Below are 22,311 nucleotides of genomic sequence, written 5' to 3' on the forward strand. Positions count from 1 at the left end.
GCCCGCGCAGGTGCAGGCGCCCGGCCACCGCCGAGACGTCGAGGCCGTAGACCTGCGCCAGGGTCTCCAGGGCGGCGCGTGCCGAGAGCGGCCGGTCGACGACGTAGCCGTCGAGGAAGGCGGCGGCCTCCACGGCGACCGGCGCGTCGAAGCCGAGCTCCGCCAGGATCTTCAGGACCAGCAGGTCGAGGTCGCAGCCCTCGATCCGTCCCGTGATCCAATGGCCGACCCGCCAGTTGGCGGTGTCGGCCCAGACCTTCTGAACCGCCGGGAAGGCGGGGAACGGCCGCGCGTCCCAGGACCAGACGAAGATCGATCCCGGATCGACCATCCGGCCGCCATAGACCGGCGAGACCGGGTTGTCGGCCTCCGCGAAGCCCGCCGCTTCCGGGTCGAACCGGGCGATCACGGCCTCGAGCCCGCGCAGCTGGATCAGCTCGTCGCGCAGGGCCCGCGATTCCGGCGGGTAGGCGCCCTCGGCGGATTTCGGGTCGGGGAAGACGTTGGGGCCGTTGGTGCCCTTGTCCACCGCCGGCACCCCGACCTCGGTGAGCCAGATCGGCTTGGCCTTCGGCACCCAGGCGGTGGCCCGGGTCTCGACGCCGCCGTCGCGCTCGACATGCGGGTTCGACCACCAGCCGATGAGGTCCTTGGGCCGGAAGATCCACGGCTTGCCGTAGGCGCCGTCCCGGATCGGCCGGCGGTCCTGGGCGGCGCGCCCGGCGGCGTCGGCGTAGTACCAGTCGAACGCCTCGCCGGAGGCGACCCGGGCCTTCAGGTAGGCGCGGTCGGCGATGTCGCCCGCGACCGCGAGGTCGGCGTGCTCCGGCGCGTCGCGCCAATCGGTGACCGGCGGATACCAGTCGATCCCGACCGCGCCGATGTTGGGGTCGGCGAACAGGTCGTCCAGCGGGAAGCGGATCGTGGTGCCCCCGTCCCGGACATGGGCGCCGTACTCGGTCCAGTCCGCGCCGTAGACCAGCGTGACGCCGGACCCGAGCCGGCCGCGCAGATCCGCGGCGAGGGACCGGAGGGCCTGGACAGCCGGGTAGCCGGCGGCACCCTGCACCCGGGTGAGGCCGACGAGCTCGCTGCCGATCACGAAGCCGGCGATCCGGACACCGGAGGCCGCCCACAGGGCTGCGAGGCCGGCATAATGCAGCACCGCCGCGCGGTAGCCGTTCGCGAAGAAACCCTGGACCTGCGCCTCCGCGGCGGCGGTGCCGTCCGGGCTTCCGGAGACGCCCGGGGCCGGGTCGCAGGTGATGCGCCCGCGCCAGGGATAGGGCGGCTGGGTTCCACCGGGCACGCGCGGATCGGGCAGGCCGTTGTCGGCCGGTACGTCCATCATCACGAACGGGTAGAGCAGCACGTCCAGGCCGCGGGCGGCGAGCTCGGCCACCAGCCGGGTCAGACCGGCATCCGAGGGGGTGCCGCCATAGGCGGGCGTACCGTCCGGCAGGGTCGAGACCACGTCCGCCTTGTCGCGGGTGATCCCGGCGACGCTCCAGGCCTCCGGCGTGGTGCGCTTGCCCCGGGTCTCGACCTTCGGCACCACCCGGCAGGCGCCGGCGCGCAGATCGGTGCCGAACCACGTCGCCACCACGGCGACCCGGCGCAGGTTCGGGCACAGGGCCTGAAGCGCGTCGAGGGAGGCGGTGACGTCGGTGGCGCGCTGGAGCTGGTGCCGGTTGGCCGCCTCGGTCCGGCCGAGGCCGAGATCGACGGTGACGCGGTTCGGATCGAGGGCGAACTCGCCGGCCCCCGGGATCAGGTCGACGGCGCGGATCCGGTGGTACAGGCCGTTGACCGGGCGGACCACCTCGAAGGCGAACTGCGGCACGCGGTTGCCGAAATCGGCGAGCGGCAGGTTCTCGAACACCACGTAGGCGAGGCCGCGATAGGCCGGGGCGTTCTCGGCGCCTTCTTTCGCGACGATCAGCGGGTCCGGCGCCTGGTCGGGGCCGCCGGCATGGACCCGCAGGGTGATCCCAACCTGATCGATCTCCCTGCCGTCCGCCCAGATCCGGCGGACCATCGCGATCTCGCCCTCGCACAGGCCGACCGCGAGGTTGGCGAAGTAGGCGTAGCGGGTGCGCACGGTCTTCTGGCCGCCCGCGCCCTTGGAGGCGGAGGCCGCGCGCTCCACCGTCGTGTTGGCGACCTCGCGGGCGCGCGTCGCCCAGATCAGGCTGCCGCCGATCTTCGCCCGCCCGTAGACCCGCGGGATGGGATCGCCCTCCGTGGAGGCAAACCAATCTTATACTTCAAAGCCTTACAGACGCCTTAGAGGCAGAGTGGAACAAGTCTAAGGGACAGTTTCATGAGGGCCACACGGCCATTCCTGTCACACGGCCCCCAAGTGGATATTCTTCACCGCGCTGCCGCGCCGGACGCAACTTATGCGTGTGAACCAATGCATCACCGGTCCGAGTTCAATTTCGTATACCGAAAATCTCACGCAGTCCCAGGCACTTGCGCCGCTGCCGCGTCCCGTCCAGGCTTGCGCGAACTGAGCCCCGGATCTCGCGTGGGCCGAAGAGTCGTGTCTGATGCCGTAGAGGACGCTATCCAGAAACGAAAAAGCCGCCCCGGCAAGGGCGGCCTTTTCGTCCCGTAGAGCGGGAGTCGTAGAAAGGGGGTCGATTTCCAGCCCCCAAGCTACTGACTCCACGGGGAGCCTGCAACCACTTTCGCGAAGTTCTTCGCGAGAGATTGCGAACCCGTGCCCGAACGGCCCCAATTAGGGGTTTGAGTCGTGGATCTGAAGCTTAGAGACCGGATCAAAATCCGGCAGTGGATCGAGGCAATTCCTAAGGGCTGTTGGCCTGCCAAGTCGGGGACCCTGTACCGGGATTCCGCCGAGGCAAACCAGCGCGGGAAACTCGACGACGAGACCTTTGGTATCTGGCTCGAAGAGATTGAGGCCCGGCGGGAGCGGCATACCCGCTCGGCGGTAGAGGAGCACGATCGCTTCGAGGGCGGAGCAATGGTGTTCCAGCGTTCTGGCGTGGCGATGCCGAAGTTCGTGACCCGGCTTAAGAAGCCCGAGTCAGTCACTCTGCTTGTGCCGGATCGCTCCCGCCGGAAGCCGCCCAAGACCGCACATCAAATTCGAGCGGACCGCCATTATCCCCTCGCCCAGGCCAAAATGGGCAAGTGCCCCGCGGACACATGGGGGTGGTATTCCCCCGCTCACCAATGCGCGTTCTCGATCGTCCTGCTCGATATCGCCCAGTACGGCGAGTGCACCCGTCCGATCAAGCTTATCGCCCGGTCCGCGGGAACCTCCGAGAGCAGCGTCCAGGGCATGCTGCGCTATGCCAGCGCGCGCCGCGAACTCAACATCGAGCGTCGAATCTGTCCCGAGACCCGCCGGTCGATCTCAAATCGCATCACAACCGACTGCCCCGAAATTCTGGCATACCAGTTGAAGCTCAACGGCAGCAAATTCGCTAACCCTCTCGAAAACCACTTAAATCTGAATTCCGAAGGGATTGAGTATGAAAGCCCGCTTAGGGGTGTAAAATCTTACACCCACTCCTCGGATGAAGGGCCGGTGGAGGCTTCCACAGCCGCGCTGGAGGTCGTCCACCCTGAGCCTGACCAGGAAAGCAATTCGGTCGAGACGGCTGTCCTGGAGGCTCCTGAGCCCATCCTGGAGGTGATCGATTCGGATCCCATCGCGGAGTTCATTGTCGAGCCTGATCCTGAGCCCGAGACGGATGAGGAACCGTTGCCTCCGGTGGAAGACTTGGGTGCCCCGACCCCATTTCACTACCGGCCCTCGTGGCAGCCCAAGATGACAATGGAGGAGTGGGCTGCCCGACATCCCAAGCCGCCGCCCCAGGAGGTCGAGCATCACGTGCCGATCGACGACAAGCTGGCTGCAATTGAGGCGTGGGTTCGGGAGGGCGCGGCCGGGCACATGGCGCCGATCCAAGATAAGCACGCCCACCGGATCGAGCGGCCGGATGTCCATGTGGCGTTAGACGACAGATGGGCTCGAATGGCCGCCGATGTCGCATCCTATGCCAAGCAGAAGGATCCGGAGGACTCGGGATGAGCGCCAGGGACGAGGCCGGTCGCTGGCTGCCTCTCCAAGGGCATTGCGATCGCCTCGAAGTTCACGGCTTCCAACCTGTCGGCGAATGATACGGTATGGCCGACGCGATGGGCGCGATCGGCCCCCTGATGTCGGATGGTTTGACCAACCTCAGGGCGATAGAGGGCCATGGGTCGCGTCACGCCGAGCTTCGAACCCAACCCAGATGGAGGCGGACGGTTTTCACATGGGTTAGGCCGTGGCATGCCACCGATCACCCGGAGCCCGGCGGCTCGTTTCCTATCCAATTGGTGGATCGCCCGTATGACCCTGGCCGCCGAGACCGCCGCCGTGAAGATGCCCCAGGACGCGACCTGGGATCCAGAGTTCACGGGGATCTTCATTTGCGACGGCCTGGAGGCGGCGCTCCGGCATCTCGCCGATCGACACGACCTGGACGACGTGGAGACGATGGCCGTCACGGCGACGATCATGGAGTTGATCTCCGTGGAGCAAGCCTAAGGGCATCGCAGGAGGCCACCATCCAGGCGCTCATCGGTCGGTACAGCCTCGATGATGCAGAGACCCATGTATTGCGCGATCTCGTCGTGAGGACGATCCGGCGCGCCTGACTGACGGCGAAGATGTTCAACGCGTGACCATCTTCCAGAGGCGCGGGATCTTGCCCTTGAGTGAGGCAGACGAACGCCGGGCTGCAACGGCGGCGGCCATGAGATTGATCTCGAACTCTGATCGATCACACCCGGCCCAGCGGAGACGCCCGGCGAGGCGGCAGAAGTTGCGGTCGCGCTGTCCATTCCGATCGCCTTCCAGCGTCCACCAGTCGAGCGCAGCCTCGATCCTGAACTCTTTCTTGCGCACGAACTTGATGGTCTGCTGCGCGAACAGCGCCGTTTGAAGCCGTTGAAGGCGCGGATCCGCCTTCGGGTTCGGAGCCATCGGTGCTGCGGGAGACCGCATGGGCAGGATGGCCGGTCGTTCGGGAACTGGGCACATCTCGATCCACTCGAACACCGGCAGCGCCGTGCGTTGCCCCCCGGCGAAATCGTGGAAGAAGGCGTCCGCGGGATAGGCACCCAGGCTCGGGACAAACAGTCGTGCGACCGGGTTGAGCTTCGAACGATCGAAGCCGTGAGCGCCCATGAAGTCCTTGCGGCGCGACACAGCCGGGTCCTTCCCGATCTCGTCGGCGTGGAAGTAGCCCTGATCGTTGAGCAGAGCGATGATCCTGGCGGTGACGAGGGCGTACCCTTCGATGTCGAGAACATGGTCGGTCTCGATGATCACGCGCCACTTCGGCAGCGTCGCGGTCGAGGACCACGTCGAGTAGATCATCATCCTCAAGCCGGGGAACAGCGCCGCGAACTGCTCGGGTGAGAGGTCGCCACCATCGTTGTCGAGGATGATGTGGCGTGCGTAGGCCATGTTGACGTAGCCGCAGCGCTTGCCCTGCGGGTTATCGTTGCGCGTGATCGGCACGAAGTACGCTGGGCTCCAGAGCCAGCAGTCCTCCTTGCGCGCGTGCCTCTCCTGCGAGAGGTCGCGGAAGTCCGCCACGACGCCGTCGAACGAGGCGCAGGGCTCGACGTGACCGACGTTCTCGTGAAGGTCGGCGTCGAAGTACGTGCCGTGGAACTTCTCGCAGTCGATCGTGGTGTCCGCGATGTTCAGGGTCTCCTCCATCGTCTCGGCGATGAGGGTGGCCTGAGCCACGTCCCGATCTGCGATGCCGCACCCGTTGACGAGCTTCAGGCGCAGTTCGCGTTCCAGCCGGACGACCTTCTCGTAGTCCTGGCGTTCGCGGTAGGCGCGCTGACGGTCCGGACCCGAAGCATGGATCTTAGGCCGCCCGGTCTGCGATTGACGAACCGCGTGTTCGGGCAGGCCGAGTTCAAGCCGGTGGAGCCGGGAGCCGGGGAAGAGGCCGTGCAGATACTCGGCCGTCGAGCGATCCGGCACGTACAGGATCTTCCGGGTCGTGCTGTCAGGGTCGCGCAGGCTGATGCGCAGGGCGCCCTGGTAGATCACCTGCTGGTGAAAGGCGGTGAAGACCTCGTCATCGCTCAAATCGGCGATGTGCTTCAGGAAGGCGATGAGGTCGGGCTTCGGGTTGGCTGCCAGCAGCAGGACGGCGGCGTCGAGGTGCTGGAACGTGTTGAGCCCGTGCGCGAAGGGGGGCAAACGCACGCCGCCCACGAAGCACTTCTCGACGCCGACGTGGCCGTTGTTGGCCAAGACCGCGATCGGTTGATCCCCGACCCGCTCGTGAACCGCGTCCACGAATGCATCAAGATGTGTGCGCCCAGCCGCATCACCCGCGATCTCTTTGTTCGCGAACGTCTTCGACCAGCGCCCGTCGTAGGCGAAGTCGATGTCGAGCAGGTGGCCGTTGCCGTGCTCGGTGTAGCGCAGCGAGAAGGTCGAGGTGATGTCGCGGAACACCACGTGCTCGGCCCACATGCGTGACCACAGGAGGTACATCAGGGTGTTGCTGAAGTTCGCCGCCATGACGATGACCTGTCGCCAACCCTTGAGCACGGAAGGGTTGAGGACCGAGAAGGCATCCAACCGGCGCGGGACACCGTGCACGTCGGCCTCGGTGATGAGAGCGTTGTACCGGGCCGCCTGGACGTAGACGACCCGGTGGTTCGACACGACGGCCGCCGCGAACGGCTGCATGCGCTCGTAGACTTCGTCTTTGCCGTGGTTGCGCGCGATGTCGTCGAGCTTCCTCGAACCGATCTTCTTGCCGATCGTCCAATAGCTCGGGTCGGTCGAGCGCGTGATCTCCAGGTGCTCCGTCACGAAGGCGTGCGTGTCCGGCAGCTTGAAGGAGAACGCTTCCTGCACGTCCAGGGCCTCGTCGATGATCACGGTCCAGCCATCTCGGAACGAGGCGTACGTCTCGGCGAGGCGGATGAAGGCGGCATGAGTGATCACCAGGATCTCGCCGCGGCCCTCGACCGCGTTGTTGATGTGGTCGATCACGGCCTTGGTGATGGCGCCTTTCGGCCGCGTGCGTTCGGAGATCTCGGTGACGTGGCTCGGGTCGATGCCGAGGCGCGTGAACGTGGTCTCGACGGTCTCGCAGATCAGCCGGTTGATTAACTGGACGAGGATGATCTTCTCGCCCCGGACAACGCGCGCCTTCATGTCGTCGGTTGCGCCGTAGGTCTTGCCCGCGCCGCCGGGCGCGTTCACGAAATCGATTTGCTGCACGAAGTATGTCTCGTCTCGAATATGCGCCCTTCGTAGCTCAGACGGGGCTTGGGGATGAAGAAAATGCGTTACGAAAGGACCTATATATGAGAGGTATTTCGTAACGGGATTTGAGGTCTTGGATCCGCCTCAGCCCGTCTCCCGGAGCCGCAGGCACGACAAACATGACGTGCGCGATCTCATCCGGTCAATTTCCTCGTGCAAATCGCGCGTGAACTTCGAGCCGAAGACTTCGTGGCGCAGCCCGGCGGCGTGGTAGAGCGGCCCGAGGATCTCGGGCGGCTCAAGCGCGTCGTCGCGAGCGGGTGGGCGCGCCTGTCGCGCCTACCCCTCGATACGCACGAAGATCATCGTGGTGATGACGATCCAGTACCGCCCCTTGGGTACGATGACGGATCGCGCGCCTCCCGTGATCAAGGTAGCCTCGCGGCATGATCGAAGGCGACGATCCTACCCTGAAGGCCGTGGAGGTTCTCGTTGCGGCCGACTTCATGGTCGAGCGCTTCGACGAGGATCCCACGCTATGGCGGGTGAACGGTGAGGTGATGACCGGCGCCGAACTCCTCGACGAGGCGCGGCGGTTGGGGCTCATGGGCGAGTAGGACCGGGTTACGGTCGCTCTACGGCTTGGCAGCCGCGATACACCGGGCGATGGTGCGCCTCGACGGGTTCGCCCACGACCTCCTGACCGCACGAAGTCGTCTCGATCTTCTCACGGACACGGGCGAGATCGACATGGAGTAGATCGCACCGCAGGTGCGCGCACAGCCCCACGGGCGGCCGTTGAGCCGAGATACCACCCCGTTTCAACGAAGCAGGTGAAACCCTCCCCACGCCCCGGATTTCGCTCGGTACGCCCGGTCGCACGACGATATCTCCGTCGTCTTCAGCGTGCCGAACGCCAAGGACGAGATCATCGTGACGGAGTAGGGTCTGAAGGACCACCTTGATGCCGAAGACACGGCCGAGAAGATCGAGTTCGTTGTCGCCTCGAAGAACGTCATCGAGAAGCACATCTCGAAGGGCTACTACGACGCTGCCGCGGGCGGATGACCTCGTCCGACGAACGGATCGGGAAGATTGGGCCGATCAACACGGCACGCGACTGGTTCTTCGAGCACGGCGAGATCCCGTTCAACCCATGCCCAGTTGGTGAGATCTCGGCGATCCTGCCGGTCACGGAGAAGCACCGCGTCAGCGTCCACATCCGGCGAACTCGCTCGGTGCCGCGATTTTGATGGCGACTGGATATTGATTTCGCCAGACACACCGCATACGGTATCGGCGTGAAGTCCTTCCTCTCAACGACTTCTCCGTAGATTTTTCTCCGAGGACTACTTCAACCCTCGCCGCCCGTAGTTGGGTTGCGGGGGTCTTTTCACGCCTAAATACCTCATATCAAACGATAGAGGTCTATTATGCGTCTTCCGGTCCCCTGCCCCTCCTAACCCCCGCCGCCATCGTCTACTTCGTTGCCATTCGGCAGGATCGGCCTGGAAGCCAACACGGCTGGTAACGCACGGTGCGGCTCCAGCGGTGATCTAATCGACGGTGTGCCACTTCGTGGGCGGTAGGTCGGACCGCACACAGACGGTTTACCGCTACGTGCAAACCTGCGGAACAGGCCCCCGCGCCGAGCATTTAGCGAACTGCCATGCTTTGGTCCTGCCTGATCCTCGTCGCCGAACAGGCGTTCGTACCTGCGCAGTGGGAGCGAGCCTCAGCGCGGAAGGAGGCCGTCCACGAAGCGCTCTGGCTCGGCTTCGTCGGCACCATGGTAGGCGCCGGGGCGCTCGTCTTCCTGACTGGAACGATTGAGATCAGCGGCATAACTCACTGCGCGAATTGGCACCGGAAGCATGCTTCGACGCAACGCGCTGATGGTCCGCTACCGCCCCAGTCCCCCGAACGCCACGGCGATTTGCCGATCAAGCACCATGCTGCCGCTCCCGGTGGAACGGCTAGGATGTAGAACTATGACTTGTTGCAGTCCGTCCATCTCGGGCTGGACCGACTGGCATCCCGATCTGGGACCCCTTCAAGCGTAGCCGTTCTGTATCCGATAACCGTCCTCGACCACTGTGCACCCTGGGCTGTGTCGCGTACCCAGTCCCATCGCCGTGAGGAACGGCACGACGCCCCGCCAGCCCTGAAACGATGGGCGGCGGGGCAGCGCTATGGATGCTTTCGTGACTGCTATGCTCTCCCGTTCCGATGAGTACCTGCACGACCCGCTCTTCCAAGCAGTATTGCAGGTCGCCGAGGCTGAAGAGCGGCGCGAACAGCAGATGCGCATCCTGTCGGGGCTGGCCCAAGGCTCGCCTGCGCGTGTCTATGCCGAGCACGTCCTGAGCGAGATCGACCGCACCATCGTGCTCAGCCGCATGCATCAGGAGCTAATCGAGAGCCTCCTGGCTGAGTGACGGGAGCCTTCATGGGTTAAAGCGTCCTAACGGCGAGCGGCTCATCCATGAGCGTGCCCAGCCGATCGCCAGTGGCATCGGCGACGCCCCGCAGCACTTCCATTTGAACCCTCCGCGCCTCAGCCAAGACGAAGGTAGCCTCAACAACGTACCGCTCGTCCGCGAGCCACGAAGCGCAGAACGCGAGGTGGTCGGCGAGAGAGCCTTCGAGGCTGTTGGCCCCGCCGAACGGGCCTGACTCAGAGAGACTGGGCGGAGGAACTGTGGCCATGGATCAGCAAACTGCTCACGACGGAAGGGCTCCCAGCGACGTTCACAACCTGCGCGCTGGACGGCAGCGATCAACGCCTGGCAAGAATGCGCCGAGGGGAAAGACGGTCTGACTGACTTTGTCGCGAATAGGTGCGGGGCAGCTTCCGCTACCCCGCCCGCTTAGCGCTCCAACTGCCGCTACACTCGATCAGCCCACCGGACGTTCTCCAAGTGCCGCTGCCGCTGCCCTTCGTGCTGAGGCTCCCGGCAATCGGCACCCTGTTAGCCCCCTTGGTGATCGTCGCCTTCACTGCGCCCCCAGCGGCTACACCACCATCGATGTCGATCTCATCGCCGGGGATTGACGCGTCGCTACCCTTGATTTGCACCTGATAGCTCGTGCTGGCTGAGCATGGCCCCTGGGCCGTCGCGGCAATGATCGTCCACGAGCCGTCGTACTGGTTCGGTATCTTCACTTTCCTCACCGCGGCATCAGCCGGACAGAGGAGGCCCGCCGAGATAGCGATCGCGAGGATCGGCACGGAAATACGGGCCATCGATAGCATCAAATTTTGCTTCACCATCAACCTCGATGATTGGACACATTTCCGATTATACGAACGCATCCGCTCAACAGTTTCGGCTGTGGCCAAAATCAATTTTCTTCCGTGATCAAGCCCATGAGTAAGCTTAAGCTTCCCTCATCATGAAGCCCCCGACGCAGACCCAATCGTATCTGATCGTACGATAGAAATTCATCGCTTCATCGGTTCGAGTGGTGAAACTCTGGCGCGATCACGATCGTAGGGGACCGCTGACGCCATGCTTCGGCGTCGTGCCGGGGCGTGCGGTTCCCCAGCCTTTCTGGCTGTGAGCCGACGCGCCCGCCGAACTCAGGAGAACATGATGAGGAAGACCACCTTCGCTCTCGCTGCGGCAACCCTGCTCGGCAGCTTCACCCTCAGTGTCGGCACCGTGTCGGCGGCTCCAGTTCCGGTAAGCGGTCTTCAGACTGGCCAGTCGGATGTCACGCAGGTCCGGATGATGCACGGCGACCGCATGATGATGAAGAAGCGCATGATGCATAAGCGGATGATGCACCGCCGCATGATGCGCAAGCGGATGATGCATCGCATGTGAGGCGATCACTGCCAGCATCGGGAGGGCTCCGGTGGAGCCCTCTCACCCTCTGTCGTTCCGCCCGATTACGAGGCTGACGCCTTGTCGCGCACGTACAGGCTCGCGGTGATGCCCTGCCCTGTGTACCGGGGCTTCTACCGCTGGATCGTGTCGTCCTCTGACGGCCTCTTCTCCGAGCGATCGGCCTATCCCTACGCGACCAGGGGCGCTGCATGGATCGTAGGCCGGATCCGGATGTCAGATCTTAGGGGTGATCGATTTTGATGGGAGACCGCGGATCTCTGCATACCCGATGGAGGAGGTCCGGTGATCGAAGACGGAAGCGACCTCAGTATAAAAGCCAGCGTCGATCCTGACCTTCGCGCCGCCGAATATGTGCTCGGCAGCCTCGACGCATGGGACCGTGCAGAGGTGGCGCGTCAAGCTACAACCGATGCGCGAATGGCCGACCGGATACGGGTCTGGGAGCGGTGGTTGGCACCCTTACTCGACGCGATCCCCCCGGTGGTGCCACGCTCGAATTTACACGCGGCGCTGTTGAAAGCGCTGTTTGAGCGTTCCGAGTGACCGCCTGCGGGAAGCTACCTGAGTAGCCAAGGGGGCGGCGCGACAAATGCCGCGCCGCCATCGCGATCAGGGCATCAGCACGGCGTTGACGACGTGGATCACGCCGTTCGACTGCATCACGTTCGGGATGGTCACCACGGCGGTGCCGCCCTTCACGTCGGTGATGAGGACCTTCTTGCCCTGCACCGAGACGGCCAGCGGCTCGCCCTGGACGGTGGTGAGGGTCGCTTGGTCGCCGCCCTTCTTGGCCAGCGCCATCAGGTCCTTGGCGGTGTAGACACCCGAAACCACGTGGTAGGTCAGGATCTTGGTCAGGGTCGGCTTGTTCTGCGGCTGGACGAGGTTCTCCACGGTGCCCGCCGGTAGCTTGGCGAAGGCGGTGTTCGTGGGTGCGAACACCGTGAACGGGCCGGGGCCGCTCAACGTCTCGACGAGGCCCGCGGCCTTCACGGCGGCGACCAGCGTGGTGTGGTCCTTGGAGTTGACCGCGTTCTCGACGATGGTCTTGCTGGCATACATCGGCGCGCCGCCGACCATCGGGTTCTTGGCGTAGGCTGCACCGGTCGCCCCTAGGCCGAGGGCGAGGGTCAGGGCGAACGTCCGGGCCGTGCGGCGGCCGGTGTTGGTGTTGAACATCATGTTTCCTTCCGTTCCCCCTGCGTTGGGGGCGATGGTGGCTGATACGGAGCCATCTGCGGAAAGGTTTCGGATCGTAGGCTCTCCGGCCTCATCACTGATCGGTGAGCGTGAGCCTATTAGCACTGCCGGGATGGGCCTGAACCGTATCGCGGCACCCGACTTGATCACAGCAGCCGCCCGATCGCTCGAACCGCGGCGATGATGCATGCGACCACGAGGATCACAGCGGCTATCACCAGCTTGACGCGTACCAACCCGAGGCCCTGCCTTCTCATCGAAGGTGGACCCATCAGTTTTGTTCGTCCTGCTCGCCGATAGTGAAAGGAACTGATGCGACCAACGGTACGATCGGCGTGCTCTCCACCAGGACCCGGATCATCTCGGATCGGTTTTCGAGCATCATGACGGGCGGTTCTCCCACCAGTGCCGCCCAACCAGCTACGAACTCTCGCTGCGATATATCGGTGAGCGCATCCTCACTCGGGGACATCGGCTCGGTCGGTTCGACACGTTTGCTGATCATACCCGCGGTACGCACGCACCCCACGTTGCGTTTCTCGGCTCCGCTGACAGGGTGAAGACGGCCTTACCGGGAAAGCGACAATCCCAAATACGATCGCGGATTGCGCGCTCAAGTCGAATCAAAAAAATACCCCAGGAGCGAGTGCTCCCAGGGCGGACCGACCTCCCGGCCAGTTTGATCGGGCTGAGGATCAGAAGGTCAGTCGAAGTTATAGAAACGCTCGCAGCAGGAAGGCGATGAAGAGGACCAGTCCCTCGCTGCCCTGCTGCGATCACCTCGGCACGGACGCCGAGGCGTAGCTTGTCCCCGCCTCAGTACGAACCGAACTTGAAGTTCAGGCCAGCGCGGGCGATGCCACCCTCCGTCCGGAACCGGGAGATGTAGCCGACGCCGGGGCCGCCGACAGAACCGACGAGCAGATTGTGACTGCCGAGGTCGTAGCGGATGTACTCGGCCTTGAGCGTCACGGCGTTCGACCGGAAGAAGTTCAGGAACGAGTCGGTCGGCAAGGCGTACTCGATGCCGCCACCGTAGGCGTAGCCGGTGTCCATCCGCGAGCGGCTGCCGAAGTAGGTCAGCGGCGCGGCGGTCTGGAAGCCGACGCGCTGGGTCACGTCGCCGTAAGCGAAGCCACCAGTGCCGTACACGAACACCCGATCGAAGGCGTAGCCGACGCGACCGCGGACGGTGCCGAGGAAGCTGAGATCGGTCCGATAGGTGTTGGTCAGGACGTTAGGGTTGAAGGCCGGGCGGAAGATCGACTGCACGCCCGTGCGCTGCAAGTCCATGTACTGCGCGTCGGCCTCGACGCCGACGACGATGCCGGAGCCCGGCGTGAATTGATAGTTGTAGCCGACCTGACCACCGGCAGAGAACCCATCCTGCGACAGGCGGACCGCCGGGCTGCGGAGCAGGTTGGTCACGTTGTTCTGGAGGGTGCCGATACCCACGGTCCGGATCGTGTCCGACTCGGTGTAGGCGTAGCCCGCATTGATACCGAAATACGCGCCGGTCCAGGTGAACACCGGCACGGGGGTGAAGATCGGCGGCGGGGCGCGGCGGGGTAGGTCTGCGGCCGAAGCGACTGTGGTGAGGGCGGTAAAGGCGGCCAACGCGGCCGGTAGCTTCCTCATAGCTTGATCATCCCTAGCCTGTCTGTCGTCAGGGAGTAGGATATCGCGTGCATCCTATAAATGATGTATCTATCTGGCCACACCCAGACCTATAGTCCGGTCCTGGGGCGTCAAACGCCCAGCGTAAACTTTCGAATTGCCAAAATTGAAGGAACGATGCCATCGTAGACTTGATGAGACGGCGTAAACGATTTGGCGATCTGTTTAATCCCCACATCTGTTGAAATAATTGCGGCTGCCTTGCACCTTCGTGCAGGCGGCCTACAGCGTCCGTCCGTACGGTCGGGCTTGGGACCTGTGACTTCCGGTTTTATCGCCCGAGCATCTGGCGCTCTTCGAGCGGCTCGATGTTTAACGGCATCCGCATTACACTCGCGCGCCAGGTACCGCATGCCCTGCGGATACAAGGCGCAGTCCCTGAAAACTTCACGCCGAAGACTACGATGAGGGACTCGGATCCCGGAGTGCATCGTGCGGAGTTAATGCTGGCCGCGCGGCTCATCCACGAGGCCGAACTGACGGGCCAACGCCAACAGTTCGCCAGAGGTGAACGACATACCACCGACCTTCCACATAGCCATATCGTCACCAAACGGTACGACGTGCATTCCGAAATCGACTAGCTCTGCCGCGACTTGTTGGATGAGTTCCTCGCGCGGCTTAATCCCGTCATCGAAGAAGCGGTCCGGATCGCGAGCCGGACCATACTGTGCTTCCGTCAGATGGGATCGAATTTCAGCGGTTCGACCATTTAGTTGGGCTCGCGTGGCCTGTTGCTCCAGTTCCTCATCGGCCATCGTCCGTAGAGCCTCTAACGCTCGGCGCCGCCCCTCCTCCGTCCTGATCTTGGCCCAGATATGCAGACACTCATCCGCATCGACAGGTAAGCTACCCGTAAAAAACCATTCGACCGGCACCCCGAGCGCATCAGCGATCCGTTGCAGAATGGCCCGATCGGGCTCGGCTGAATTATCCATGATGGCCAGTAAAATTGTATTCGCAGAAGATTGTTCCTCGAAAATCTAATTTCGGCTTTGCGGCCATGGTGTTGGACTGGTGCTCGCTCGATTAATTTCAAAATCTGATTATGTGTCTGACTTTCTGGCGCTCGGGCTTCAGCGTCACCGCAAGACCGAAGCCAGGAGCGCTGAAGATGATTTTCGTCACGAATGCTGAGGGGGGCGTAACCTACGTAAGCCCAGAATGGACCGCGTTCACCGATCAGCCAGCAATCGAAGCTGTCGAACTCGGCTGGTTCGCTTGCGTCCATTCAGATGATTACGAAACCGCCGTCGCCTTCCTCCGCAACGCTCGCGACCAGCAGAGCGAGTACAGCCTGCGTCTCCGGCTGCGCCGTTCAGATGGCAGCTACACATGGGTCATCATCGGTGCCGTCCCGTCCTTCGGGCCGCCGGGCAACACCTTCCTCGGCTACCTCGGCTCGACGACGGAACTCGGCCCCAGCGGCTCCGAACCTCTGACGGCCTATGGAACGCTCGCGCGCTTCGTCCCGCCGCCACCCAACCCGGCGACACCACCGGGCTCGACGCTCGAACTCGTCGCAGATTACCTTCTGGTAGCTCACGGTCTCATTGAACAGGATCACGCCAAGGAGATGCTGCCGGTGTTGAGGAAGGCGCTACTCACAGCAGGCATCCTGCTTGCGCGAAACATCACATCACCCGAGACCGGCGACCGCATTCACTGACGTGTACCGTGCTCCCTGAGTTGGGCAACCTAAGTATCTGCCTCCGCTGATTTTTTTCGTCGCGTCGAAGAACATGATCGTCGCCACCGGGTGTGCTCGCCCACCGGGTGCTTTTCGAGCAGGATCGTCGGCGGCACCGTGACCGACGTGAACTTCTCGATGACAGCCGGGACAACCGCCGTCTCGAAAATCATCGTGGTGATGTTCGACCCGTCCCGCATCGGCGCCCAGCGGCCCGGAAGTATGTACCGGTAAGGCGAGGCATGCGGAGAGAAGTTCTCAACGGCGCCGTGCTGGATCGCGACGGAATTCGAGAGCGGGGTGGGGGGCGAGACCGGCTGACATGCGGCCGACCTATGACGGGTGCTTCCAGGAGGCCATGCAGCCAGAAACGGGGTTGCTCCCAACATTAGTTGGGAGGGCTCGACGGCACTGCCATTTTCATGGTGACGGGGGCAATCACTCGGTTGCAAATATTGAATGAACAGTTAATCTCGACTGCTTAAGTATTTTGAGGGGTGTCGCCATGAAGCCCACGCAGCCTCGGTCTGAAAGCACCACCACACTGCCGGTCTACCCCGCGATCACGGTTGGCCCGCTGCGTGAGGATGAGGCGCAGCAGGACCAGATGCGGCGTCTGCACAACGCCCGCGCCAGCCAACGCGCCGCTCGATACCACCGTATCAATCGCGTCTCGGCGATCTGAGGGAATCGCTCGATGATCCGCATCTGCGTCACCGATGACGGCACTTACACCGTCTACCGGGACGGGACCGTACTGGTGACCGGCCTTACCCGCGATCAAGCCAACGCCGTGGCGGAGACAATCGGAACGGGTGTCGTCAAATAGGTGCGCCCGCAAGACAACGATGATCGGGGCCATGCTGACAGATCGCATCAGTCGAGCCGTCGCGGTGCTGCGCGCTGGTGGTCATCGAGTGGAGGAGGTGCGTGGGACAGCCAACGTCTATCGCGTAGACGGTAGGGACGCCATGACGGGTCCGGTCGTGCTCGCACTGGCGATCCGGCTCGGGTTGATGGACAGTCCGAGAAGCGGCTGACGAGCGGCGCAGACGCGAGAACTGCCTGTCCATCGACCGCACGATATCATCTCGGACATCTCTGAGATGAAGCGAGATCCTACAGCAGAAAATAGCCCATAGATGCGCTCAGAAGGCCCCAAGGGGCGGTTGCGTCAAGCTGGTCGCTCGGGTCCCGGCAGTCGCCGAAACTCTCACACGTCCCGAAATCTGCTTGATACGCCCGGAGCGATGACGATCACTTCGTCGCCTTCGGCCTGCTGAGCAATCAGGACAAGATCGGCTTGTCCTGATTGCTCAGCAGGCCGTCATCACCATGTCTTCGACTCAGATTTTCGGGCAGCGTAGGGTCCTTGCGCTGGAACTTTGTTATCCATCGCAACTTGCGGTGTCCCGGATTGTTCATGTGCCATAAGGCAGAAAAATTTACCCAAAGGTCCAACAATGTTGTTCGAGTACGTTTAACCTTTATTAAACAAGGTAATTTGCCGACAAGACGCAATCGTTATTTGCATACAAAATTATAGATGGCCATATATAACCTGAGGTCAACGCCTTTAATCGATCTTTAAGGCGCACGAAACATCCTGCAATAAGACGCTGGGATCGGCACACGATAGGTGCAAACGCTCCCAGCCCGTGATCCTTAGTCGCGCTGCAAAGCCATGTTCAATAGCAGGTCAGTCCGGAATGGGTCCGACCCTCAAGGTCGCGCACAATCGCATGGCGCCCCATCGAAAGATGATATTGCTCCTATCGCTGGACGTGCACTTCTGCCTGATGGGGAGGAAGTATCGTGTACCGTGGTGATGCGCTCGCTGCTGCGGGGCGAGATCAGTCTCAAAGGTAAGGTATCTCCCGGTCAGGTCGTCGTCTGCTCACTCGACAATGTCGGTATCTTGATCGGCAAGGTCAACGAGATCAGCCCACGGGGGATCTTGGTGGACTTCATGGTACGCGAGAGTCGTCGGGAGAAGCTGGCCGCGCGGCTGGATTGGCACGCCACGCATACGGTTCGCGCCGCCCAACTACGTCGCGCACCTCGTATCGTCCCCCTCCACCCTGCGGTTGAACTAAGGCTCGCGGAGACAGTCACTTTCACCGGAATGATCCTAGACATCTCGCTTTCAGGGGCTGCTATCACCCTACGGCCCAATCCCGGTCTGTTCGTCGGCACCCTGATACGGGTTGCAGGCCGCTACGCTACCGTCGTGCGGGAGATCGAGGATGGGGTCGCTGTTCAATTCGTCGAACCTTTCACCACTGATGCCTTCGACAGGTGGGTAAAGCTGTGATCGAGATCGCATCGGTGTTCTATGGCGGCGGCGTCTCGACAATGGGCGGCGCATGGTGTCCTGCCATCGTGTCCGAGATCTCGATCAACCTGTCGGCAGTAGCGCTGCTGGAACGACCGTGATCTCGAAGAACATCGCGGTGATCTTCGGCCCGCCTTGTTTGGGTAGTATGACCTTGAAGGCCGTCTTCACGATCTCCGCGTCGCCTGCGGCAATCTAAGCCTCCCTCGTCGCCGTACCACCTGTTTACCCCTCTCCGTTAGGGATAGGCGACAGCCAGCGGAGGGACGCAGGCGGGGATTGTTCGGGTAGTCGCTACGATGAGGAGGCCGAGGCTCGGGACACTCGCGCGGTCCACTGCGCTCGCAGTTGGCCTCGGCGTGCCGGTCCTCGTCGTAGTCACCGTGAACCGCCAGTACGCTCAGGAAGTTGCCCAGGCCGAGGTCCGCGCTGCGAACACGGCTCATGCCCTCGAACAGCACGCGGCCCGTGCCTTCGAGACCATCGACACGTATCTGCGAGCCGTGGCTCCCCTGGTCGGAACCGGCGCCAGTAGCCTGTCGCTAGAAGCGATCCACACGGCGCTGCGTGAACAGGTCCCACGCTCCCGGCTCAACAACATCATGATCATCGATCGCGATGGCCGCGCCACGGTCGAGGCGGACGCCTTCCCGGCCCGCGCCCTCGACGTGCACGATCGCGACTACTTCCAGACGTTGCGCGACCGACCCGACAGCGGCATCGTCATCGGCAACCCGATTACCGGGCGGCTGACCGGCAAGTTGCTGATCCCCGTGGCACGACGCATCGACGGCCCGGACGGAGCGTTCGCGGGGGTCGTCCAGGCGATGCTCGACCCACAAACTTTTGAGACCGTGTACGGCACCATCGACAATGGGCCGGGGGCGGGACTGACCCTGTGGCGGCTGGACGGAACGCTGCTCGTGCGCTCGCCTCCGATGCCGGGGGTGATCGGTAAGAACTTCGCCCAGGGGGAGAACTACCGGCAGCACGTGCCCGCCAGGGATGACAAGCCGTACTGGTCCGCGGCCATGACGGATGGCATCGAGCGCGTCGTCGCGCTGAGCTACTTGGACGGCTATCCGCTTTACGTCGGCGCCGCCCTGGCGAAAGATGATGCGCTGGCCGACTGGCGCCGGTCGGCGTTTATGCAAGGCGTTGTCGCTGGTGGTCTGACCCTCATTCTCGTCGGCGCCCTGCTTCTGCTTGCGCGCGAGATTGAGCGGCGCGAAGCGGCGGACGTGCGCATCCGAGCCAGCGAGGCCCATCATCGATTGCTGGCCGAGAACGCCACCGACATCATCGTTTGGTCAGGACTCGACACGACCCGCCGATACGTCTCACCCGCCGTCACGGCCGTGCTCGGCTACGCGCCCGAGCACCTGATCGGATCACGCCCGCTCGACTTCGTCCATCCTGATGACGCCGCGGGCTACGCTGATATCCTCGCCGACTTGACGGAGGGACGCATTGAGCGGGCGACGACCTGCCAACGCTACCGACACGTGGACGGGACCTGGATCTGGCTGGAGATCTCGTTCAGCCTCACCCACGACGCGATGACAGGTCGGGCGGACGGGTACGTCGCGGCGCTGCGTGACATCACCCAGCGTAAGGCCATGGAGGACGCCCTTCGCGAGAGCGACGAGCGCTACCGCGCCTTGACCGAAGCCCAGTTATCGGAGGCGCGAGCACGCGCCGACTCCTCCACCGCCACGAGTGCGGCCATCCTGGCGCAGCTTGCCGAAGGCGTCATCGTCACCGACGCTGCCGGGAAGATCACCCTGGTCAACAAGGCCGCATCCGAGATCCACGGCGTGGCTCGGCTCGACGTGGAGCCGGACGCCTACAGCGACACCTATCGCCTCTTCACTGAGGACGGTCAGCCATACCCGCCCCTGGACCTGCCGCTCGCGCGCGCGGTGATGCACGGCCAGACGGTGCGCGATGCGCGCTGGCGAGTGCAGCGGCTGGACGGCACCGAAGTTCTAGCGATCGGCAACGCTCATCCGCTTCTGGGATTGGACGGTACGCGGATCGGCGCGGTGCTCACGGTTCGCGACGATACGGCACGTGCCGCGGCCGAAGCTGCCCTGCTCGACCTCAACGCGACCCTGGCCCAGCGCGTAGCCGAGCGGACGCACGAAGCTGATACGGCGAGAGAACTGGCTGAGGCGGCGAGCCAAGCAAAGTCCGAGTTCCTCGCCTCGATGAGTCACGAGATCCGGACGCCGCTCAACGGGGTGATCGGCTACGCCGACCTCCTATGTGAGGAGTCGGGTTTAGATCCGAACACACGTCAGCACGCCGAGCGCATCCGTACCGCGGGTGCGGCGCTGCTGACCGTGGTCAACGACGTGCTTGACTTCTCGAAGTTGGAAGCTGGTCAGGTCGAGATCGTGCAGCAGCCCTTCGCCCCTGCTGCGCTGATCGACAACACGGTCTCGATCGTGCGTCGCTCGGCCGAGACGAAGGGTTTGACGCTCGGGGTCAGCTTCGATCCCGCCACACCGGGGTGGCTGCTGGGCGATCAGGACCGCTTGCGGCAGGTCTTGCTGAACCTGCTCAACAACGCCGTGAAGTTCACCGCGCGGGGCCGGATCGATCTGCGCGTAGCGGTTGCCGCCGTGGCCGACGAGGCGATCCATCTGCGCTGCTCGGTTCGGGACACTGGCATCGGCATACCCGCAGACAAGCACGACCGCCTGTTCCAGCGCTTCAGCCAAGTCGATGGCTCGATCGGTCGCGACTACGGCGGCAGTGGGCTGGGACTGGCGATCTCGAAGGCGCTGGTCGAGCGTATGGGCGGAGCGATCGGTGTCGAGAGTGAGGTGAACCGCGGCTCGACGTTCTGGTTCGCGCTCGATCTGCCCGTGGTAGCCGAACCGGCCGTCGCTGCGGAGCCCTCGTCTATCGGGGGCACCCGTACGGGCAGGCGTGTGCTCCTGGCCGAAGACGTGCAACTGAACCAGGACCTCGCCCGAGCGATCCTGGAGCGCGCCGGGCACTCCGTAGACGTGGTCAGCGACGGTGCGGCGGCGGTCGCGGCCGTGCAGGCCAACGCCTACGATCTCGTACTGATGGATGTTCAGATGGTCGGTATGGACGGCCTGTCCGCTACCCGACAGATCCGGGCGCTCAGCGGCGCGCTATCAGAGATCCCGATCGTTGCGCTCACCGCGAACGTCCTCCCGCATCAGGTCGCCGAGTTCCGGGCGACCGGCATGGACGACCACGTCGGCAAGCCCTTCCGACGCGATGCTCTGTTGGCCGTCGTCGATCGCTGGACGGCTGGAAGTAGCGCTGGTGGTGAAACGCACGCGACCGTCGATCTTGCCGTGTTCGAAGACCTGAAGGAGATGGTCGGTCACGAACGCATGGTCGGCCTGCTGGCGATGCTGGCGGACGAACTGACCCATCGGTTTGGACCGTCCTCCCACGCCCGTGATCGCGAACAGATCGCTGGGGATGCACACGCGATGGTGTCGGCGGCGAGCATGGTCGGGTTCGTCTCGCTTGCGGATCTCTGTCGCGAGGTGGAGGCGGCCTGCCGCTCGGGCGAGGGACACGAACCGCTGGTCGATTTGTTACGTACCCGTTCGGTCGAGACGATCGCTGAGATCATGATCATGCGTACGGCGTAAAATATCTCCCCGTTCTATCACCTTGGACCTCCCTGCGACCGTTGCATCTACCGAGTGGGAGGAGTCGCCCGCGCCTCAGATCGTGGTTAGCTCGCCATGGATCGAGCTACGATCCATGAGGCCGACTGCCTCGATCGTCTGGCGCAGGCTGGCGGGCGTGAACGGTTTGATCAGACAACCATTGACCCCGGCCCGGCGGGCGGCCTCGAAGCAATGGGCCTGTTCCCGCGTCGTCATCATCACGAACAAGGTCTCGCGAAGAGCGGGATCCGCACGCACGCGACGCAGAAGCTCGTAGCCGGTGACCTGATCCATGTTCCAGTCCGAGATTACGAGGCCGTAGCGACGCTCCCGCATTCGGACGAGGGCATCGCTTCCATCACGAGCCGTATCGACATCACAGAAGCCGATCTTGCCGAGCACGGCTCTGACGACTTCGACGATCATCGGTACGTCATCGACCACGAGGATGGGCATCCGACCCGGATCTGATGGTACGGTTCCAGTCATATTGCAGGTCCGTAGCGAGCACGACGCCGCCGACAGGCGGTGCGGTTCGATGACTATGCCGCAGTTCGGTTAGTCGAACCTCAACACGTAGCTGTGGCTAGACGTTGGCTATGCTCACGTTCGCGTGTCAC

The 22,311-nt window shown here is 63.4% G+C and carries 20 protein-coding genes and 1 pseudogene; 13 read left to right on the forward strand and 8 right to left on the reverse strand.

The window, feature by feature from the left end:
* Positions 1 to 2,251 (reverse strand): annotated as a pseudogene (locus FV228_RS00005) (glycoside hydrolase TIM-barrel-like domain-containing protein); the annotation flags it as partial.
* A 507-nt stretch (positions 2,252 to 2,758) separates the two neighbouring features.
* Here FV228_RS00005 and FV228_RS00010 point away from each other — a divergent pair.
* Together FV228_RS00010 and FV228_RS00015 are read left to right on the forward strand one after the other, a co-directional pair.
* Positions 2,759 to 4,066 (forward strand): hypothetical protein, encoded by a 1,308-nt coding sequence (locus FV228_RS00010; protein WP_147852701.1) that lies wholly within the window; start codon positions 2,759 to 2,761, stop codon positions 4,064 to 4,066.
* A 303-nt stretch (positions 4,067 to 4,369) separates the two neighbouring features.
* A complete protein-coding gene (locus FV228_RS00015) occupies positions 4,370 to 4,567 on the forward strand; it encodes a hypothetical protein (RefSeq protein ID WP_147852702.1) in 198 nt (65 codons plus the stop codon).
* 126 nt (positions 4,568 to 4,693) lie between these two features.
* Here FV228_RS00015 and FV228_RS00020 read toward each other — a convergent pair whose 3' ends face one another.
* Positions 4,694 to 7,285 carry a hypothetical protein gene (locus tag FV228_RS00020; protein WP_147852703.1) on the reverse strand — a complete coding sequence of 864 codons (2,592 nt, stop codon included), beginning with the start codon at positions 7,283 to 7,285 and terminating at the stop codon, positions 4,694 to 4,696.
* A 431-nt stretch (positions 7,286 to 7,716) separates the two neighbouring features.
* Here FV228_RS00020 and FV228_RS32810 point away from each other — a divergent pair, with 431 nt between their 5' ends.
* The 3 genes from FV228_RS32810 to FV228_RS00030 all read left to right on the forward strand — a co-directional run bounded on the left by FV228_RS32810 (position 7,717) and on the right by FV228_RS00030 (position 9,708).
* Positions 7,717 to 7,887, forward strand: coding sequence for a hypothetical protein (locus FV228_RS32810; protein WP_187277566.1), 171 nt, complete (start codon positions 7,717 to 7,719; stop codon positions 7,885 to 7,887).
* 447 nt (positions 7,888 to 8,334) lie between these two features.
* Positions 8,335 to 8,523, forward strand: coding sequence for a hypothetical protein (locus tag FV228_RS00025; RefSeq protein WP_147852704.1), 189 nt, complete (start codon positions 8,335 to 8,337; stop codon positions 8,521 to 8,523).
* Between the two features lie 951 nt (positions 8,524 to 9,474).
* The gene (locus tag FV228_RS00030) at positions 9,475 to 9,708 is read left to right on the forward strand and encodes a hypothetical protein (protein WP_147852705.1); all 234 of its coding nucleotides are present in this window, start codon (positions 9,475 to 9,477) and stop codon (positions 9,706 to 9,708) included.
* Positions 9,709 to 10,127: 419 nt separating this feature from the next.
* Here the strand turns inward: FV228_RS00030 and FV228_RS00035 are convergent, their stop codons facing one another.
* Complete coding sequence (locus FV228_RS00035) at positions 10,128 to 10,544, reverse strand: heme utilization protein (RefSeq protein WP_246693765.1); 417 nt, start codon at positions 10,542 to 10,544, stop codon at positions 10,128 to 10,130.
* 322 nt (positions 10,545 to 10,866) lie between these two features.
* Between FV228_RS00035 and FV228_RS00040 the strand changes: the two genes are divergently transcribed.
* Both FV228_RS00040 and FV228_RS00045 read left to right on the forward strand, forming a co-directional pair.
* Entirely contained in the window at positions 10,867 to 11,100 is a 234-nt protein-coding gene (locus FV228_RS00040) for a hypothetical protein (protein ID WP_147852706.1), read from the forward strand.
* A gap of 306 nt (positions 11,101 to 11,406) precedes the next feature.
* On the forward strand, positions 11,407 to 11,667 hold the full coding sequence (locus FV228_RS00045; protein WP_147852707.1) for a hypothetical protein: 261 nt from the start codon (positions 11,407 to 11,409) through the stop codon (positions 11,665 to 11,667).
* 66 nt (positions 11,668 to 11,733) lie between these two features.
* On the opposite strand, the gene FV228_RS00050 is transcribed toward FV228_RS00045, so the two are convergent.
* The 4 genes from FV228_RS00050 to FV228_RS00065 form a co-directional block, all read right to left on the reverse strand.
* Positions 11,734 to 12,303, reverse strand: coding sequence for a fasciclin domain-containing protein (locus FV228_RS00050; protein ID WP_147852748.1), 570 nt, complete (start codon positions 12,301 to 12,303; stop codon positions 11,734 to 11,736).
* 292 nt (positions 12,304 to 12,595) lie between these two features.
* Positions 12,596 to 12,829, reverse strand: coding sequence for a hypothetical protein (locus tag FV228_RS00055; RefSeq protein ID WP_147852708.1), 234 nt, complete (start codon positions 12,827 to 12,829; stop codon positions 12,596 to 12,598).
* A 311-nt stretch (positions 12,830 to 13,140) separates the two neighbouring features.
* Entirely contained in the window at positions 13,141 to 13,962 is an 822-nt protein-coding gene (locus tag FV228_RS00060) for a porin family protein (protein ID WP_147852709.1), read from the reverse strand.
* Between the two features lie 479 nt (positions 13,963 to 14,441).
* Complete coding sequence (locus FV228_RS00065) at positions 14,442 to 14,939, reverse strand: hypothetical protein (protein ID WP_147852710.1); 498 nt, start codon at positions 14,937 to 14,939, stop codon at positions 14,442 to 14,444.
* A gap of 176 nt (positions 14,940 to 15,115) precedes the next feature.
* Here FV228_RS00065 and FV228_RS00070 point away from each other — a divergent pair, with 176 nt between their 5' ends.
* From FV228_RS00070 to FV228_RS00085, 6 genes are all read left to right on the forward strand, one after another.
* Entirely contained in the window at positions 15,116 to 15,670 is a 555-nt protein-coding gene (locus FV228_RS00070) for a PAS domain-containing protein (RefSeq protein ID WP_147852711.1), read from the forward strand.
* A gap of 526 nt (positions 15,671 to 16,196) precedes the next feature.
* Complete coding sequence (locus FV228_RS00075) at positions 16,197 to 16,376, forward strand: hypothetical protein (protein WP_147852712.1); 180 nt, start codon at positions 16,197 to 16,199, stop codon at positions 16,374 to 16,376.
* Between the two features lie 12 nt (positions 16,377 to 16,388).
* On the forward strand, positions 16,389 to 16,520 hold the full coding sequence (locus FV228_RS34705) for a hypothetical protein (protein WP_281406433.1): 132 nt from the start codon (positions 16,389 to 16,391) through the stop codon (positions 16,518 to 16,520).
* A gap of 999 nt (positions 16,521 to 17,519) precedes the next feature.
* Positions 17,520 to 18,005, forward strand: coding sequence for a PilZ domain-containing protein (locus FV228_RS00080; RefSeq protein ID WP_246693769.1), 486 nt, complete (start codon positions 17,520 to 17,522; stop codon positions 18,003 to 18,005).
* A complete protein-coding gene (locus FV228_RS34710) occupies positions 18,002 to 18,127 on the forward strand; it encodes a hypothetical protein (protein ID WP_281406434.1) in 126 nt (41 codons plus the stop codon). Before FV228_RS00080 ends, FV228_RS34710 begins: the two co-directional genes overlap by 4 nt.
* Positions 18,128 to 18,385: 258 nt before the next feature.
* Positions 18,386 to 21,670, forward strand: a complete 3,285-nt coding sequence (locus tag FV228_RS00085) for a PAS domain S-box protein (RefSeq protein WP_246693766.1) — start codon at positions 18,386 to 18,388, stop codon at positions 21,668 to 21,670.
* 75 nt (positions 21,671 to 21,745) lie between these two features.
* Here FV228_RS00085 and FV228_RS00090 read toward each other — a convergent pair whose 3' ends face one another.
* Positions 21,746 to 22,147 (reverse strand): response regulator, encoded by a 402-nt coding sequence (locus FV228_RS00090; protein ID WP_147852715.1) that lies wholly within the window; start codon positions 22,145 to 22,147, stop codon positions 21,746 to 21,748.
* Between the last annotated feature and the right edge of the window lie 164 nt (positions 22,148 to 22,311).

This window comes from Methylobacterium sp. WL18, from assembly GCF_008040015.1.
Classification (GTDB): domain Bacteria; phylum Pseudomonadota; class Alphaproteobacteria; order Rhizobiales; family Beijerinckiaceae; genus Methylobacterium; species Methylobacterium mesophilicum.

Bases quoted from the DNA above. Each gene is read 5' to 3' on its own strand.
- FV228_RS00060 (WP_147852709.1), bottom strand. From the start codon at position 13,962: ATGAGGAAGCTACCGGCCGCGTTGGCCGCCTTTACCGCCCTCACCACA.
- FV228_RS00090 (WP_147852715.1), bottom strand. From the start codon at position 22,147: ATGCCCATCCTCGTGGTCGATGACGTACCGATGATCGTCGAAGTCGTC.
- FV228_RS00035 (WP_246693765.1), bottom strand. From the start codon at position 10,544: ATGGTGAAGCAAAATTTGATGCTATCGATGGCCCGTATTTCCGTGCCG.
- FV228_RS00070 (WP_147852711.1), top strand. From the start codon at position 15,116: ATGATTTTCGTCACGAATGCTGAGGGGGGCGTAACCTACGTAAGCCCA.
- FV228_RS00015 (WP_147852702.1), top strand. From the start codon at position 4,370: ATGACCCTGGCCGCCGAGACCGCCGCCGTGAAGATGCCCCAGGACGCG.
- FV228_RS32810 (WP_187277566.1), top strand. From the start codon at position 7,717: ATGATCGAAGGCGACGATCCTACCCTGAAGGCCGTGGAGGTTCTCGTT.
- FV228_RS00050 (WP_147852748.1), bottom strand. From the start codon at position 12,303: ATGTTCAACACCAACACCGGCCGCCGCACGGCCCGGACGTTCGCCCTG.
- FV228_RS00025 (WP_147852704.1), top strand. From the start codon at position 8,335: ATGACCTCGTCCGACGAACGGATCGGGAAGATTGGGCCGATCAACACG.
- FV228_RS34705 (WP_281406433.1), top strand. From the start codon at position 16,389: ATGATCCGCATCTGCGTCACCGATGACGGCACTTACACCGTCTACCGG.
- FV228_RS00080 (WP_246693769.1), top strand. From the start codon at position 17,520: ATGCGCTCGCTGCTGCGGGGCGAGATCAGTCTCAAAGGTAAGGTATCT.
- FV228_RS00075 (WP_147852712.1), top strand. From the start codon at position 16,197: ATGAAGCCCACGCAGCCTCGGTCTGAAAGCACCACCACACTGCCGGTC.
- FV228_RS00055 (WP_147852708.1), bottom strand. From the start codon at position 12,829: ATGATCAGCAAACGTGTCGAACCGACCGAGCCGATGTCCCCGAGTGAG.
- FV228_RS00065 (WP_147852710.1), bottom strand. From the start codon at position 14,939: ATGGATAATTCAGCCGAGCCCGATCGGGCCATTCTGCAACGGATCGCT.
- FV228_RS00040 (WP_147852706.1), top strand. From the start codon at position 10,867: ATGAGGAAGACCACCTTCGCTCTCGCTGCGGCAACCCTGCTCGGCAGC.